This is a genomic window from Chitinophaga filiformis, from assembly GCF_900102545.1.
Taxonomy (GTDB): domain Bacteria; phylum Bacteroidota; class Bacteroidia; order Chitinophagales; family Chitinophagaceae; genus Chitinophaga; species Chitinophaga filiformis.
Window position 1 is genome coordinate 1,393,480 of record NZ_FNBN01000002.1, and the last position, 17,186, is coordinate 1,410,665.

A 17,186-nucleotide genomic window follows, 5' to 3' on the forward strand; every position below is an offset into this window, starting at 1 on the left:
ACAAATCTTTTTAGCATCTATGTTAACCTCCTATCATCACTGTGGGACATCCTAATACGATAGAACCGCCGTGCGCTGTCGTATCGCCCATACGGGCTGCAGGCTTACCTCCTATCAGCACTGTGGCGGAACCTTTTACTATCACATCCGGCGGACCGGTACACACCAGCATGTCTCCTACCGTTGCTGCAGGCATTCCGCCTATCAGCACCGTAGGCACGCCCGGTCCGGAAACAGGACCGCCTACATGCGGTACTACTCCTGTTACCATGGGACAAACATGCATATCTGATATTCTTGCTGCCGGGGGCATTATCTGTATTCTTTAATCTTTTAGTTAATCTTCACCATTCCACCTGTCAGTTCCAGCATGGCTGAAGACGCGACCTTTGCTTTGGCCTGCCCGTTCAGTTCCAATGTGGTACTTGCTTTTCCGGAAATAGTGGCACCTTCAATTTTGATGTCTGTAGCAGCCTTCAGGGTGAAAGCAGCGCCAGCTTCCATCTTAATATCCTTCGGACTCTTAATGGTAATACCACCTGATTCCATTTTGATCATGTTACCATGCTGATCCTGGATGGTGATCGCTTTATCTTTCTCACTCAGCTCAATGAAATTGCCTGCCGGCGTTTCCATCTTCATCACCTTGTTCTCATCATCAAACATGGTTTTCATCTTGCTGCGGGTCACAAGGCCTTTGATATGATTTGTATCCTGTGCCTGCACCGGCGCCGGTTTGTTGCTGCTATGCAGCATGCCAAGCACCACCGCAAAACGGGGATCGCCATTAACGAAACCAACGATCACTTCATCGCCTATTTCAGGACGGAAGAAGTAGCCCCGTTCCTTGCCTGCATCCAGTGATGCCACGCGGGCCCAGGTACCTTTATCGTTGTTATCTGTCAGCGGCATCTTCACCAGGATGCGGTCTTCTCCGTCAGGATCGCTCTCCAGCTGCACCACCACACCTATCTGCAAACCATGTACAGCAGGCAGCATGCCTGCGGCAGGAGTTTCAATCAGTTCAGGTTTATGATGGAACCATTCAGGAGAGATACCGAACTGCAAATGCGTTTGCCAGATGCCATCCACGTATTCATGACGTACGCCACTCACGTATACCTGGCCGTCAAAGCGCTTTCCCAGCCCTTTCAGCTCAATGGTATCGCCGGGTTTCGTAGCAGGTGAGCCCTTTATTTTGGCACGCCCGCGGATCTTGGACATCCTGCTTTTCAGCATCACAGATTCAGTCCAGGCTTTCAGTTCAGGTTCGCTTACCAGGCCGCTGTGCCGCAGTTCCAGCTTGGCTGGTGACACTGCTTTTGCCAGTGAGCTGCCCGAAAGATTGCCCGCCTCCTTGAAAGACACACTCGATGTGGAGTTTTCCTTCACCGCCTGGTCCTTGTAACTCCAGGAACTGGCGCTTACTTCCTGCCATTGGGTACGGGCGTCTATTTCAGCATCGAATTCCTCGATGGTAGCGCCATACACCAGTGTCAGGGTGGGAGAACCAAGTGCCGGTTTCACCATATTCACCTTACCGTCCTGCACCAGCAGGATACAGCTGTTCATTTCCGCACGACTCAGGGCAAAGTCCCAGTCGGTGCAATAGAACTGAACCAGCTCCTTATGCGTTACGGAAGTGGATGCCAGTGTACCTGACTTACTGCCCAGCACTTTCTGCAGGGCATCGCTGTCGGTCATGTCCCTGAAGTATTTATTCTTCCTGCCCAGCGTGAGTGATACAGCTTCATCCCTGCAATCGAGGTACAGACAGGCATTACCGTTCTCGCTGGCCTTGATGCCATGCTTCACGATGATACCCTTGAAAACACTGACGTTCTTTCCGTCCCGTCCTACCTGTATCTCGACTTTATTGCCGGGAATAAAATCAGCCGCTTCACTCACGGCAAATTTTTCCTGTGATGTATCACCGTCCAGGTACTGGATCCTGGCGTATGGGATCTGGTTCGCTTCCTTCACAACAGATACTGAACGCAGATTATAGGAAGGCTCACTCACCCTATTACCATTGATCAGCACCTCTATACTGGTGTAATCGTAGGTATCCGGGGTAGCGGGTATATTCCGTTCGTCTGTGACTATGTTTTCTTCGTTCGCCATGTTCAGGAAGTTTTTTGAGTCCCGGAGTTTTTCACCGGCGGGAAACCCAGTTCATCATCCGTACGCAGTTTCCGTACGCTGACCAGTTCATTGTAATAAGCTACCTGCATGTACAGGGCAGGGTCTCCGTAGCTTTTGTAACAGAGCAGCGGCAAAGTATCGCCGTCGGCCACCCTTACACTACGGAAAAGGTCCGGTGAGTGTTTATCCTCTTTTGCGACCCGTTTTTTGGGCTCAACATACTGAGTGAACGAAGCACTCACCTTCGCCCTTAAAGGCTCCCCATTGGGCTTAAAAAGCACATAATTGATATCCAGGGTAGCAAGGATACAGTCAAAGGTGAACAGCCCCCACTGGATCTTCAGGATGGCTGGCTTGTGCGCCTCGCCCTGCATCCTGTACACGACATTCAGCAGTTTATCCACCTGGTCCTTTATTTCGGTGCCATTCAGGATATTTCCTTCAATGGTACCGGTATTGTCCAGGGTGAAATCCAGTTTAAGCTGTTCCGGTGCGGTGAACTTGTATTCCGGAGCGCTCCCCTGATTACCGCCGGTAGATTTGTCTTTAGCCTCTATTTTATAGGACTGGGCATAACTTTCCGGGTTAATGGGGATGGTAAAATCGGCGCCGGCTGATTTGTCCTGTTTCGGATTGAGGAAGGGCCGGATGACGATCTTCTCTACATTCGCGGTTTCTTTATTTGCCATCAGCGTTCTCTTTGATCTTTCAGGATTTCCAGCACTTTTTCCACACAGGCTTTTATGATGGCATCAGGAGATCCCTCCTGCTGTCCATTGCTGCCGCCTGCATTACCTTTGTTACCGGCAGCTTCATCGACGGCTACCTTGATGACCATTTCTCTTATCTCTACTGGCATGGGGCCTGGTTTTTAAGTTGCTATTCCACGTTGAAATAGTTGTAATTCAGTTCAAATGTTTCAATGACCACTTCACCTTTGTCGGCATTGAAGTCTGCCACCTTCCAGTTCTTGGGCCAGGCGCGGTGTACCTTCCAGGTCATGAGCGGTTGATGCTGCTCATTCAGAAGGGTGACAATGAGATCAATGGGCGAAAAGCTGAAGTTTCTGAAAGCATCGAGACACCACTGCGAAACGGTGGATTCTGCCGGTTTGAAGATACCGCGGCGCAGTACAAGGTCTGTACACTTGTTGCGCACCGGTATCACATGTTCAAAGCGGTTCTCCCCGCCCTCCCGCAGCGAATCTGTCTGCATCTGAAAGTTGAGTCCTGATACGGACTGGAAAAAGATGTCGTTCTCCACCTTTTTGTCGAACAGGAACTCTACTTTAAAATGAAACCCTACAGGAGGATAATTAGCGGTTGCCATCATTATTTATTTTCGATCACCAGACCTTCATGCACCAGCTCCACGCTTTCAACTGCGATCTCGTTGGCGTCAGCTTTCAGATCTGCAGACTGTACCTTAATAGGCCATGCATTCTTCACCTTCCATACGATGATAGGTTTATGCGTTTCATCCAGCAGGCTGATAGTGATGTTCCTGCGGTATTTACCGTTCTGCTCCTGGAAGAACACAGTCTCTTCCCACCAGTCGAAGTATTCGTTGTCTGACTGGAAAGTGCCGCGTTTCAGCGTGATATTGCTGTATTTCTTCAGACCAGGTTGTTTGGTCTTATGGTATTCGGGACTGGCACCATGGCGGTATTCAATCGCTTCTGTTTCAACAGTGAGACCGGTTACTTCAGTGAAACCGATATTTTTACCACCCCATTCTACCTGGAAGTGAAACTTGGGTAATGGATAATTTGCCATTGTAATTTTTTTGTACTGTTATGATTGAATGTTGAAATCTTGATTATTTTTTGGCTGCAGGAGCAGTTTCACATGCCTTCGCTGCCAGCGCTGCGGCATATGCTTTGTCCAGTGCAGTCTTGCGGGCCTGTGCAAATTCACGTTTGCAGGAAACCACTTCAACTTCTTTCTGCAGATCCTTCAGTTCGTCGAGGGTCGATTCGTACTGATGTTTCGTTTTGGTATAGAAGTCGCAAGCCTCGTCGTCCATTGGGAACAGCGGTGTTTTCTGAGGATGGCAGGAAGCGCAATCTTCCAGATCAGGCTTTTTACCATCAGTCATTAATTTGTAGGAACCCACTACCTGGAACAGCAAACCTTTTTCGCCGGCCAGCAGTCCCCATAGGTCTTCTTCCTCATGATAGGTAGCCAGCAATGCCTTGATAGCATCTTTAATAGCTGTCAGTGCATCCTCTGTAGCGGTTTTCAACGCATTCAGATTGGCCATGATGGAATTGGCGCCTTTATCAGGGATCTTGTTGTCGATGCGGTCAGTCAGTACCTTGATCTGTCCTTTCAGTACTTCAGTACAATCCAGCAGTTTCTTTGCTTCGCAGATCAGGATCTTGATAGCATCGATACACAGGCGTGCATTCTTGCCGGATTTCTCATTGTACTTGCGGGTCCTTTCCAGGGTACCCAGGTAGATCATACCGAGACGGTTTGTTTCGGTAATAGTTGCCAGCAGATCTCTGAGCACATCAGCCCAGCGGCTCTTTTTTTCGAGGGCGCTCTTTTTGGAAGCCTCCTGCGCGAGCGCGTTTACGAGTTCCTGGTCTGCCTCGGTGACCTCTTTTTTCAGGCGGTCCAGGTATTGTTGTACGGTATCTTTATTTGAAGCCATGATGATTAAATTGTGTACGGTGTTTTAATAATGTGAAACGGGCTGTTATTATGCTTCGTTTTCCTGTGGTTCGCCAGGTGTTCCGCAGTTGGGGTTCTCATATGCACCTTCTGCTTCTTCTGAAATATCATCCAGCTTCTGACAGCCACCGCCGTTACAGTTTTTATCTTCCACAAACTTGCTGGTTGCAACGTCAGCATCTTTCAGTACCCATGCTTTATTCTTGGAAGTACTTGCTGTGCTGAGCGCTTTGAGTGCATCGCCCAGTGGTTTGCGGGAATCATCATATTTCTTCTGGGAATTCTTAACGTTGTTCTCTACGTCAGTGATCAGCTTACCGCCATCAGTTTTAGCAGTAGCGATCAGCGCAGCCAGGTTATCGATATTAACGAAGGCATTGATACCAGCTACCTTTACAGCCGCCTGTGCCACGTCGTCTGCCTGGTTTACGATCTTCTCAGCGTATTGTACAAACTCCTGTACGCTATCTTCGATCGTCTTTTTATTAGGACCTCCTTTTGAAAGGTTCTCGCGGATCAGTTTCAGCTCTTCAGAGTTGCATGAATCGGCCACCGCATCTTTCAGTTTACCTGCCAGTGTATTCACCAGTCCTACCTTCGACTTTGCAGTCTTGATAGCGGAAACGGCAGCATCAAAGGAAGTTTTAACAGAAGTATATTTTGTCTGTGCCTGTGCTACAGTGCCAGTAAGGCCTTCGAGGTCCTGTCCTGTGTATACGGTCACACAGTTGCTGAGGAAATTATATTCCTTCACAGCGCGGGCCAGTTTTTCGTTAACTCTGCGTTCAACGCATACCACCTGGCTGGCAGTATTGGTGAGGATCACTTCTGCTTCGAGGTTAGCAGAACGTTGCTGCAGTTCATCTTTCAGGGTAACTCCGTATTCCTGCATCAGCAGATCAAACTGAGATGGGGATGGTGGTACACATTGTACTACCGGCTGTTGTTCTACCGGAGGTTTAAAGTCGCTCATATATGGTCTATTTTCTGGGATTTACAGTTATTAAAATGGGGCATCAATCAGATTAAGATTCCTGCATTTTGTGACTGAACTTCAGGATGATGAATTCAGCCGGACGTACTACCGCCAGACCGATTTCAACGATCATTCTTCCTTCCAGGATATCAAAAGCAGTCATGGTTTCATTGATACCGATCTTCACGTAGAAGGCATGTTCAGGTTTAGCGCCTGCCAGTGCACCGGAGCGCCACTGATTGATGAGGAAGTTCTCGATCATCGCTTTTACCTTCACCCAGGTATTGGCATCATTCGGTTCGAATACGAAACCTTCAGAAGCTTTCTTGGTAGATTCTTCCACCATGTTGAAATAGCGACGTACAGATACATAGCGCCATTCATTAGAGTTACCATCCAGTGTGCGTGCACCCCAGATCTTAATACCTCTGCCAGGGAAGAAACGGATAGCGTTCACAGATTTACCTGCGTTCACATCCACGTTCAGGTTACGCTGGATCTGGTCGCTGATCTCACAGGTTACACCTGATACTGCCAGCAAACCTTCATTAGCCGGTGCCTTCCATACACCACGTGCATTGTCAACACGGGCGTAAACACCGGCAACAGATGCGGATGGAGGTAGTATGATAGAAAAGTTAGAGATCGCCAGCTTAACGTTTGCCTTATCCAGGTTATTCAGTCCGGCGAAATTAGGAGCACTGCCACCTACGATCGTCACTGTATTTTCATCATACGCATAGTCGAATGTAGAGCGGATGTTAGGGAAATATACAGCGCCATAGCTGGTGTAAGGTGCGCTCAGGGAGATAGCATCGCGGAATGCATTTGCAGCCGCCAGGATCTCTCCTTCAGTTTTCAATGTGAGACCACTATCAAACAGGTCCATGATCACAAAACGGTCCTTGAGGTCAAAGCACTGTGTCAGCGCAGCTTCCAGCAGTGTTTTGTAAGTATCCTGTGGCAGATTCTGTCCTTCTGGGAACACGATGAGCGTAGGTTCATCCTGTTTTCTCAGCTCGGTCAGTGCATCCAGGAATGGCTCCGAATCCGTGATGGGGGTACCTAAATCCAGGTAAGGTCCTACAGAGATGATGTAGCATGGGCCACCACCATTTGCATAGAACTGTTGCAGGGAATAGTACATGATGTGTTTGGACAGACCTTTGCCATCTGCATCATCATAGCTTACAGTATAACGTGTGCCTGACGTATCACTGGTAGTGATCGTAACGATCAGGTTCACTTCTTTCTGCGGGCCGCCGAAGATATTTTCATACTCCAGCAGTGAGCTGATACGTACGGGTGTACCCACTACAGATTTACCATCTACAATAGCCTGCTCTGTAAAGCCGATAAACGCAGGAATAGCTGTTTCCACCGCGGTGATGGATGGGGGGAACTTGGAGATCTCTTCAATATACACGCCTGGTGTATAGTATGTGTTTGCCATAATCGATCAATTTATAATTTCATTTTAGGAAGTAAGATTTCGGAACATATCAGGTCACCCTGGCGGCTGATCAGCTCTCCGTCAGGATTTGGAAGACTGACGGCAGCGTAGCTCACCCTACGGTATGCCTGCATCAGTGGATACGGCTGTTTGCTGATGATCACTTTTTTAATACCTGGCGGAGCGGGAAGAACTTCTTCCCAGTTAACATCAGCTCCCGGCGGATCTGCTTTCTGCAGGTAGTATTTCCAATAAGTGGCCCTGTTGGCGAAGCGCAGTTCAAAGACAGGTGCGGATGGCGTTCTGAGCGCACCATCTGCATCCACCAGCTGAAATGCAGCATCATTTGTATGCATTACCAGGTCGAGCACACCCCAGGCATCTTGCTGGTAAAGCGTTGAATGCAGGTATACCGTGTAACTTCTTTCATAACTGTTACTACCGGAGATCTTCAATGTGTAGATCCCGTCCGGCGTACCTGTAAAATCGAGAGCCGCATTCTGTAAACCATCTGCATGCTGAAAGGGCAATGTCTTGATTTCATCTGCTCCTTTCAGCAGCACGAAGTTGGCCTGCGTGATCCCCTGCTTGTCGAACGTATAACTAAACTTTAGCGGCAACAGGATGCGGTCATACTCATTAATGAGATGAAAATCATCTGTTGTTACCCAGCCGGTAGCGGCACTGTCCGTGCGGGCAATGGCCTGCGACATATTACCGTTGACAATCGCCATCTCTCCCATCTCATATAACCGACCGTCCGTGAACTCCTTTACGGAAGTGGAAAGTGAAGGAAAAGATTTACCGGTAGTAGTGTCGTCGTTCGTGAAATAGTAACATGCAGGAAATACCGGGTTGATACGCAGGTTACTACGGGATAACAATGCAGCATTCTTCAGGCGGATCACAAACTGTAACCGCAACTGACCGCTGACAGGCACCGCTGTAATGAGCGCCCCGTTCGGGCCCGGTGCAGAAGCGATACCTAATACAAGTCCGGTGGATGTTTGACGATACACGATCCGCTGCCCCTTCAGCAATTTTTCGGTAGCAGGAGTCGGTGTGATCGTCACGTTATCCATCAGGTTGTACCGGTTATCCATAAGGAGATCGGCCAATCTGAATTCCTGGTCTTCCTGGGACAGGCTATAGTAGGTGCTTCCCTCTTTATCGAGGTAGAAGCTGTGCAACATATTCACCACTGCCAGGCGCCTGTATGTAATCTGAAAAGCCATTATTATGATTTGGGAAAAGCAATACTGTCTTTTGATTGGATCTGTTCCACAATAGTACCGAGTCCTGTAATCCTGTTCTCTGTGATCTTAACCAGTCTTACTTTGTATAGTGCGCTGGGCATTTGTTTGCCACCAAGAGCGCCCCACAGATGATTCAGTTGTTCAAAGGATAGGGAAAACAATTCTAAGTGTAATTGCAGATCATCGGGCGCCTGACCACTGTTGATCAACGCCTCGTTTGGGGAATTCTTCAGGTTAAAACTTGTTTTACTCTGAAAGAACTGGATAGCCTGGGAAAGCCTTGACAACGCATCTTCATAGTTCTTGTAATGTGCTGACACAAGCATGTACAGGTTCAGGTATATGGGAGGATTGTGATAAGCAACACCCTGCGCATTCCGGTAAAAATGTGTGCTGTTTTTCAGGGTTGCTTCTTCCTCTATGTTCACCAGACTAAGGATAAGCCGTTCTTCTGCGCCCGGAGGCCTGTCTGGCGTTTCCAGGGTAGCTACATTGTCCAGGACCACATGACCTTCAGGGTCGTTTCCCATAGGATTAAAGGACTGAATATAACTATCCAACTGGTCTTTTAATAATTTAAAAGCAGTGAAAATCATGGTATGATTTTATTTACTATCAGGACGCGAAAGCCAAGCCGGTGGCTAGTACCAGCAGCGGCATTACTCGATATGATAAATGATATATTATTTCACGATACAGTTGATGAGGAAAACGTGGCTAGTTTTCAGATACAGTTGTGGCGGCATTCTGCTTACGGATTTCAAGAGGGTGTATGGCCATAATGCACATGTTGCTACTACTGCAGCACATCAAAGAATTTCACGGATCTAATGTTTTCTGATTTTTTTTCGGGGTATTTAATTAAAAAATTTGTCTTCTTTTTGAGTTAAGTTTTGAGTTAAAATTGGAGTTCTTCAAACGCTTTACACACGATTACCATAGAGACGTAAAACTAGGTAATAATTCGGAAATAAAAAACTTTTGAACGGGTGTAAAATATAAATTGCGTAGAAGTACGCAAAGTAATTTTTACTAATGAAAATTAACTTTTCGTATACAATATTTTCTACTCATATGATGAAAATGTTGCCCCACAGTTCATCAATTGCAATTACTCAAAATTGCAATTGAATTCCTTCTGAAACCGTACAATCTTCGATATGATGCCGTTCTAACAATGGTTCTCCTATGGGTATCTTACGTTCATCCTACGTTCAAAGACGTAGGATGAACGTAAGATACCCATAGGAGAACCATTGTTAATACCTGATTTGTACCTGATCATATCCTGATTACATAACAGAACATATTGACAACACGGAATCATTCACGACAATAAGCCCCCTATCGGGGTCTATTGCCGCGAATGATTGTGTTATGCAGCGACGACCTATCACCGCGAATGCTCATTACGGAATATCCTCAATCTGATCAAATTTAAGATTACTCCAGCCCTCTCCTTTACCTGCCTGTTTATACCTCCCCGTCCACAGGAACGTCTTCCCATTCAACCACCTCGTACGTTGAAAAGAACGGCTTACAATCACTCCCGCTCTCGGTATCTCCTCCTCATTGATAAAATAAGGCGCAGGCTGTTCTTTCAGCAACACCCCATAAGCAGGTTTTGCTCCCGGCATACGCCCACGCTGGAACCTGATTTCCGTATCGCTGTTGTTAACATGCACAGGTATAAATGGTGTCCAGTTACCCGGCACTGTCGTACCCAATACATACCGGATAACAGCATTACCAACCGGTACAAAATCAGGCGCCGGTGCATCAACCATTGCCATTTCATATCCCCTCATACCTTTCCCTGTATGAGACGGTACGATATTCTCGACCGCCCACACCATATTCGCCATTTCATCACGAAGGAAATTCACTTCTTCCAGCGGCGGACATTCCAGCGCTTTGGTGATAGCCGGTGTGAGATAGAAGAAGTTGGTGCTATTGGAAGTTGCGGTCTTCGATGAATGATGGAACATCGCCCAGCGATGCCAGTTAGTTTCCAGTCCTTTACCCGCAGGTCTTATTAAAATTTCCTGTCCGAATACATCTGTCACAACGATCCCTTTTATTTCACAGAGCGTATTGACGGCAAGCGGATACGGCAGCATAAACCAGTCGTTCGAATAGATCAGTCCAAATTCCGCCAGCATGAGGTGCAGCTGTCCGGTAACAGACGTATCGATCTTACCGAAATCGGTCTGATTCTCTTCCATCTGCCAGAACCGCGGATGCGGCATCCCCTTAAAGGCAATCGGAGATGGAAGGAATGAAACAAAGTTCTCCACAGGTCCAGCCTGTTCCCCTTCCTGTCCCGGCAATGGCACCTGTTTACGCGCATCCATATCAAAGGAATACCAATCCAGATGCCCTTCGTAATATTGATCTGCCACCAGCGTTACCTGCTGATTTTGCGGAGAGGATATACTAAACTGATATTCCAGTTGAGAAGGCAACCAGGCAGTATCAGTTGCATTTTCCGGCTGACTATAATTCCGCGTATGCCATGCGGTGAATAAAGGCGCGAGGCTCTTAAACGTAGCCGCATCTGCCGGAAAAGCTGCATCCACCCAGGTATCATAAGCAGCAGATCCTGCCATATCCAGGTACAACGCAAAACCGTCAAACATTTTATTCTTCACGGTACTATACAACACCACCGCATCCTTATCATGCGGATCTATAACATAATTGAGCGGATATCTTGTCATAAAATCAGACAACTTCCCCTCCAGGGAATGTTTCTTCATCAGCTTCAGGAAATACCTCCCCATCTGAACAGACACCGACAAGTCAGGACGAATCACTTCTCTTTCCACATGTGTTTCCAGCGGAATATCCTGTTTAAACGGAAACGGATCTCCCTTCGGAAAACTAATCCTGTCCATACCCGTATGCATCCCCAGGATCTGTGCGGTAACCGGAGAAGCGGCATCTTCTCCCTCAAACTCTCCAAACTGCCACTGACGTGTCAGCATCCATAAAGGATCCCGTACTTCTGCTTTCAGACTCCTGTCAAAGTTGGCAGTACGCGGAGAGGTCTCCAGCCTGTTATAAGCCGTGATAGAAGGTATCCGGTATGATATCAGTAATAGCTCCGTATATGATCTTACTGCTGCAGGCATAAATCATTTTTTGAAATGGTAAAACCTATTTTGAAAGGGATGCTACAGACGTTATTGGTAGTGCTTCAGCCAGCAGTACCAGGTTTAACCTGTAGTCCAGGGATACGTTCAGGTCGTATTGCGTAAAATCAGCCACAATAGCCGGCCGTAATACGCTGACGGCAGGATGTGTCACCTCATCCAGTAATCGTGGCTCTACGGCCCTTAATTTGGCCCTTTTTAAGGTATCGTTCAGGATGCCGATCAGGTCATCCCATGTCCAGTGACCTTTCACCTGCGGCGTAACTGCCAGTAAAAGCGCCTGTGGTGGCATGGCATTAGGCTGGTTGTAGTTGAATGATATGCCGGTAGTTTCTTCCGCCGTCGGAATGGCTTCCGTCCAGTCATCTATAAGGAGACCGGATTGCCGGCCGACAGGTGTAAATGCGTCTCCATGCACCACGATGGACAAGGTATCATGCACAATATTGAAAGGCTGATTAGTAACAGGATCTTTCTCCGGAAATTCTACCGCCAGCCAGGAATCCTTCGCCCTGTAAGGCAGCTGAACAGCCTCCAGCGGCAGGTCTTCTCCCGTATGATCCAGTTCATAGAGTGAACGCACCTGCTCCCAGCGCTGTATCTGTGGCCGCACATGCGCTACCTGCTGCATCCACTCTTCCACGATATAGTCTGTATTCAGTTTGGTAGCAGCATAGCTCAGTAACTGGGCACTGTCACCATGCGACAACAGGACATCCGCTTCATTGTTATAACTGAACAGCGGCAGGATATTGAATGCTTCCTGCAGCAACAATTTACCGGCCCTCCTGTATTCTTTTACCTTCTCCGCTATCACCGTCAGACTGGCGGCAGCCGTAAGCACATCCCCCGAAGCTTTATAAGAGACCAGCATTTTCCGTTGAATACTCCTTGCCTGCTCCAGCAGTATTGCCTTGCTGGCAGTGGTCAGTACCCAGGCAGGTTTAGGGAAAGCATCGGGAACGCCAAACTGCGATACCGCTATCAGTATTTCCTGCAACTTTTCCGCGGCTACGTTACCGAGGGTAAAGGTGATATCCTCAAATGTCAGTTTTGCCTTGTCAAGGGCATTAAAAGCAGTTTCCAGTGTATTATATACCGTCAGCAGGTTGTTTGCATCCGGGTCAGGGATCTCTGCATGAATAGAAAGGGCATTTATAGCCCCGATATTGACCTGAAAAGCTGTCCGGGCTGTCTGTATCCTTGCCAGCAGTTCAGCGTGATCCAGGGCCCCTGGATTCAATTTATCTGCCAGGCTTTTCTTTGAGTCAGGATTGAAGTCCGCTGCGTCCAGGTAACGGGAGTCTGTCATAACAGCCCGCAGGTTACCCAGTAAAGGCAGCAGACTGGCAAGCGTTTGTGTGCCCGCCACATGCTCAGGCTGCGTAAAAGCAATGCTGATGGCAGTACTGTCTTCCAGACCGTGCGCTTTCCTGTAAAGCCAGGCAATGCGGCTTTCCAGCTCGGAAACGGAGGTTTTATCCGCCGATCCTGTATTCAGCTCACCACCGGTGATATAAAGCAGATCAACCGGCTGAATACCCAGTTTCTCCAGTGTCCAGGTTTCCAGTCCCAGTGGCAGGTTCAGTGCATCGAGATAAGCTACGTTGTATATAATCTTTGCAGGATCGCCGATCACCTTTCCCAGCCACTTATTCAAACCGGCTTCCATCTTCGCTCTCACCGTCATATCAATAGCGGGCCATGGATTACTGGCAGGGTCCGCAGCGTCTACACTGCCAAACTGGATCGTCACCCTATTGGTGAAGGTAAACTGGCTGCCCCTCGGCGTTTCAATAACATCCAGGTCATTGGGGATAACGGCATCTTTTACCGCATTGAGCATCGCCGCACAACGTTCAAAATTACCCTGCACCAGCTGATACACACTTTCTGCCGATAAGAGGTCCTTTACAGCATCCAGGGTATCTGCCAGTTTATCCTTCTCTGCTATGATAGCGCCCCTCTCCGCTACCGATGCTGATACAACAGCGCCTGTTGCACCAAAAGGAAACCCGCCGGTCTTTTCTGCCAGTGTCACACCATTCACCACATTATTGGCGGGAATACTTTCCTGCACGGTTCCTGTTCCTGTCTGCTGCACCACATGCTGCAGCAGCGGGAAAGCTGCACGATAATCGTAAATATAGGCGTTCAGTTTCTTCAGATCATCATCTGCAGAACCACGGTCATGCAGTCCTCTTTCAAACTGGTATCCCAGCAGTGCTTCCAGGGTCTGGCCATTACGCATACCATCCAGTATGAACATGGCCCTGCGTACCCTTTCTGAAGAAAGATTGACGGCCATGATATCCGGATTCTCAGGTGTCGCATGACTCATATAAGCACTGCGCAACACCGCTGCAGCCGAAGCGTGATTCAGGGAAGGCGCATGTACAAAACCGCCGTTATCCGTATACTCATACAAAGGCCGGTTAGCAGGTTTCAGTTTCTCCGGTACGGGATCAGTCACCACCTTCCGCTTACCGGAAGGACGCACATGTTCTACCCATCCATACGATCCGAGATAAATACCTTTCTGACGCTCTGCCGTCTGCAATCTCCGCTGTTGTGATAACCGTACATTGAACATACCCGTTTGCCAGGCATCCAGCCGGTAATTACAGGTATCCAGGTGCTCTATAAAACAACGTTCCAGTCTTGCAGTAGGCAGGCCAGCCAGCGACTCAATAGACTTTCTCATGGCAGTCAGGAAGGCTGCTTCGTCTTCATCCCTGCCAAGGCCCAATAAATAGGCGCCGATAGTGCTGTTCCGCTGCGGATGCTCAGGCGCCACTTTAGATACAGGCGCCCGCATCATCTCCCATTTACTCAGATCTCCGCCGGGACGGATATTATGGAAATTGGCAGGCTGCAACATGAAATCAAGCGGGAAATCATTTTTCTTAAACCATAGTATAGATGCTTTGTGCAGCTGCAATGACAGGCTTCGCCGCAATTGCATATACAACAGTGCAGCGGGGATAGGCTTGCCTGCTCCGAAGTCCTGTTTCTCCAGCACGTCCAGGTCTGTTACTTCCGACAGCCAGTGCAGGTAATTTTTCTTAGCTGCTTCATTGTAGTAGGTGATACCATCCTTCTCTGACAGCGGAACATTATCAACAAGATTAGCGGCATCCAGCGTAGTATGATAGTGCTGGTAGACCAACCGCAGCAGCTGCGGTACTTTTAACACACCGCCTTCGTCAGCCGTATAACCTAACTGCTGGAGGAAGCTCAGTGCATTCGTTTTGGATATCATGCTTTGCTGCAGGTCCTTATAGTATTTGCCGCCATGTTTAAAGCTGTCCAGGTTCCGCAGGTAATCCGTGGAATACCCGATACGCTGAAAGATGGACGCACTGTTAGGCTGCAGACCAATAATATCCATCAATGCAGCAGAGGGATCCAACCCAGGTTTCCCTACATAAGAAAGTTTGCCGAGAATATCTTTCCATATCTCCGAATAAGCCTTCAACACCGCGTACAATCCATTCAGGAACCTGTTGTCCGGCAGGGCAATACCCGGCACAGGTAATGTGCTGGTCCACTTCCATTCTTCGAAATTGCTCGTCAGCAGAATGCCATATGGCTGGTTGCCCACACGGATAGCAGGTAAAGGCCCGCGACCTGTTACATGACGCACAAAAAAGCTTCTCAACTTATCCTGCTGCGCTTCACTCAACACAGGACTCAACATCGTATCGAAGTAATAACCCAGTGTGGAAGGAAAGAGCGCTGTATTCATCGCTATTGCTTCCTCCAGGTCCTTGCCATTGCTATGTGCGACATTCTGTAATGGGGTATACTCAATACCCAGAGCATTGGCGAGGTTCTTTCCATCACAATCATCTGCTTCAGTGAATAATGGCGCCTGCGCTTCCACTACATAACTGGCATTGCTGAAATCATCATTCTTTGTATAACCCGAGCCATTATCATCCATATTGTTGGTGGCGCTGCCCTGTGGTATCAGACTGAATCCCTTGGGAGAATAATGATGATTATCTATCAGTTCCTCCACCATCTGCTGTGCGGCCGATTCACTGGCGGAAAGATTTACACCCAATACCAGTATCTTATCAAATCCCTTGGTCGCCTGTGTTGCATTCAGCGGGATCCTGAAGCCCATCCCATTCAGGATAGCCTTGTCAAAGTCAGATGTCCAGTCATAACTTTCACCGAAAACCAGCTTGTCATCTTTCGTAGTAAAACCACCATCCGCATCCATCGGGTCAGGCCCTACGAACAATTCATCCGGTATAATATTCCCCACTACTTCCTTTGTCACTACATCGCCCTCGTATAAGGTCACTACAAACCTGTCAGGCAATACATTCACCCTGGGCGCACGGCTCCAGGTATCAGGCTTCGTCAGTTCAGGAGAAGGGAACACCAGCCCATCAACGCTTTCTATATTCGGAAGATTATTCCAGTTAGTAGGTTTTGTCTGCAAGGCTACCCATGCAGCACGCTGCGGACCGAAGGTCGTAGCCAGCACATTCCAGGCGGCCTTCTTCTTGTCTTCTTTTTCCGCACCACCATTCTTCTCTGCATCGAACAATGCTTTCCAGTAAGTGATGCCATCTTTCAACTCCTGGCTGGTCAGCAGTTTTTCATGCGTATGTACAGCGATATCATCCGGGTAGATCCTTAACCACAACTCTGTAAGATTGCCGGAAGTAATAAACCGGGTCTCTATCCTTACCGGCATGAACAGGAAAGGAATATTATCATTCAGCTGTTGTACGCCGTTACGGGGATGCGGATCAACATATATCTGTGCAATAGCATCAGACAGCGCAATATCGTTTTTATAATGCTGCTGCTTCGCCTGTACATATGCCGCCTGTTGTTGCTTCAACGTCTGCAACACCTGATCCATATTCTCCCCATTACCCTGCTGCAGCAATCCTGCCAGATCTGCTTCCAGACTGGCCAGCTTAATCTGCAGGTCTTTTTTTGAAACCAACAACTGTTGCTGCTGATCCAACGCCTGCTGCTGTTGCTTTTTCAACTGCGTCAGTTCATTCTGCGCGGTAGCGATGTTCTGATCCAGCTCAGGCAATAGTTTCTCCAGCTGCGCGATCTCCTCTACAAGTCCTGCAATGATCTTTTTATCAGGTGTTTCACTGCTTTCTTCCTCCTGCAACCGCTGCTGATCTTCCTGTATACGGGCAGTGGTCACCTCCTTTTTCTTTTGCAGGAAATCAATGTACTGCTCCTGTTGTTTCACCTTCACAGTATAACTATCCCCTTCACTCAAAGCGGCATTGATAGTCCTGATATCTGCCTGCAGTTTTGCAATCTGTTCCCGCAGGGCAGCTATCTGCTGCACGTCAGGAGGCAGAGACGTCTCTTTTTTACTTACCCGTCCCAGCAGGCCACTGGTAGCATGCAGGTTGATCTGCGCCCTGTATAAATCACCGGAACTCTGTTCGCGTTGCTGGCGCAAAGCTTCAATCAGTTCCTGTTGCTCTTTCAATGTGGGCATAATGCTTTATTATTTGGTGATAATGGTAT

13 protein-coding genes are annotated in these 17,186 nt (G+C 48.2%); all 13 read right to left on the reverse strand.

The features are described 5' to 3' along the window. Positions 1-22: 22 nt before the first annotated feature. The 13 genes from BLR32_RS12015 to BLR32_RS12075 all read right to left on the reverse strand — a co-directional run bounded on the left by BLR32_RS12015 (position 23) and on the right by BLR32_RS12075 (position 17,157). Positions 23-286, reverse strand: coding sequence for a PAAR domain-containing protein (locus BLR32_RS12015; RefSeq protein WP_245705405.1), 264 nt, complete (start codon positions 284-286; stop codon positions 23-25). A 47-nt stretch (positions 287-333) separates the two neighbouring features. After that, complete coding sequence (gene vgrG / locus BLR32_RS12020; protein ID WP_089831918.1) at positions 334-2,124, reverse strand: type VI secretion system tip protein VgrG; 1,791 nt, start codon at positions 2,122-2,124, stop codon at positions 334-336. Between the two features lie 2 nt (positions 2,125-2,126). Beyond that, on the reverse strand, positions 2,127-2,834 hold the full coding sequence (locus tag BLR32_RS12025; RefSeq protein WP_089831920.1) for a CIS tube protein: 708 nt from the start codon (positions 2,832-2,834) through the stop codon (positions 2,127-2,129). Then, a complete protein-coding gene (locus BLR32_RS34025) occupies positions 2,834-3,004 on the reverse strand; it encodes a DUF5908 family protein (RefSeq protein WP_176842246.1) in 171 nt (56 codons plus the stop codon). The genes BLR32_RS12025 and BLR32_RS34025 overlap by 1 nt, the downstream gene beginning before the upstream one ends. A 20-nt stretch (positions 3,005-3,024) precedes the next feature. Beyond that, complete coding sequence (locus BLR32_RS12030; RefSeq protein WP_089831922.1) at positions 3,025-3,474, reverse strand: phage tail protein; 450 nt, start codon at positions 3,472-3,474, stop codon at positions 3,025-3,027. 2 nt (positions 3,475-3,476) lie between these two features. Beyond that, on the reverse strand, positions 3,477-3,920 hold the full coding sequence (locus BLR32_RS12035; RefSeq protein ID WP_089831925.1) for a phage tail protein: 444 nt from the start codon (positions 3,918-3,920) through the stop codon (positions 3,477-3,479). A 43-nt stretch (positions 3,921-3,963) separates the two neighbouring features. Next, entirely contained in the window at positions 3,964-4,803 is an 840-nt protein-coding gene (locus tag BLR32_RS12040; protein WP_089831928.1) for a hypothetical protein, read from the reverse strand. A 48-nt stretch (positions 4,804-4,851) separates the two neighbouring features. After that, the gene (locus tag BLR32_RS12045) at positions 4,852-5,796 is read right to left on the reverse strand and encodes a hypothetical protein (protein WP_089831930.1); all 945 of its coding nucleotides are present in this window, start codon (positions 5,794-5,796) and stop codon (positions 4,852-4,854) included. Between the two features lie 52 nt (positions 5,797-5,848). Beyond that, on the reverse strand, positions 5,849-7,252 hold the full coding sequence (locus BLR32_RS12050) for a phage tail sheath family protein (RefSeq protein ID WP_089831931.1): 1,404 nt from the start codon (positions 7,250-7,252) through the stop codon (positions 5,849-5,851). Positions 7,253-7,263: 11 nt separating this feature from the next. Further along, positions 7,264-8,487, reverse strand: coding sequence for a hypothetical protein (locus tag BLR32_RS12055; protein WP_089831933.1), 1,224 nt, complete (start codon positions 8,485-8,487; stop codon positions 7,264-7,266). Between the two features lie 2 nt (positions 8,488-8,489). Then, complete coding sequence (locus tag BLR32_RS12060; RefSeq protein ID WP_089831935.1) at positions 8,490-9,104, reverse strand: Pvc16 family protein; 615 nt, start codon at positions 9,102-9,104, stop codon at positions 8,490-8,492. A gap of 813 nt (positions 9,105-9,917) precedes the next feature. After that, positions 9,918-11,642 (reverse strand): hypothetical protein, encoded by a 1,725-nt coding sequence (locus tag BLR32_RS12070; RefSeq protein ID WP_089831939.1) that lies wholly within the window; start codon positions 11,640-11,642, stop codon positions 9,918-9,920. A gap of 25 nt (positions 11,643-11,667) precedes the next feature. Then, positions 11,668-17,157 carry a coiled-coil domain-containing protein gene (locus BLR32_RS12075; protein WP_089831941.1) on the reverse strand — a complete coding sequence of 1,830 codons (5,490 nt, stop codon included), beginning with the start codon at positions 17,155-17,157 and terminating at the stop codon, positions 11,668-11,670. Between the last annotated feature and the right edge of the window lie 29 nt (positions 17,158-17,186).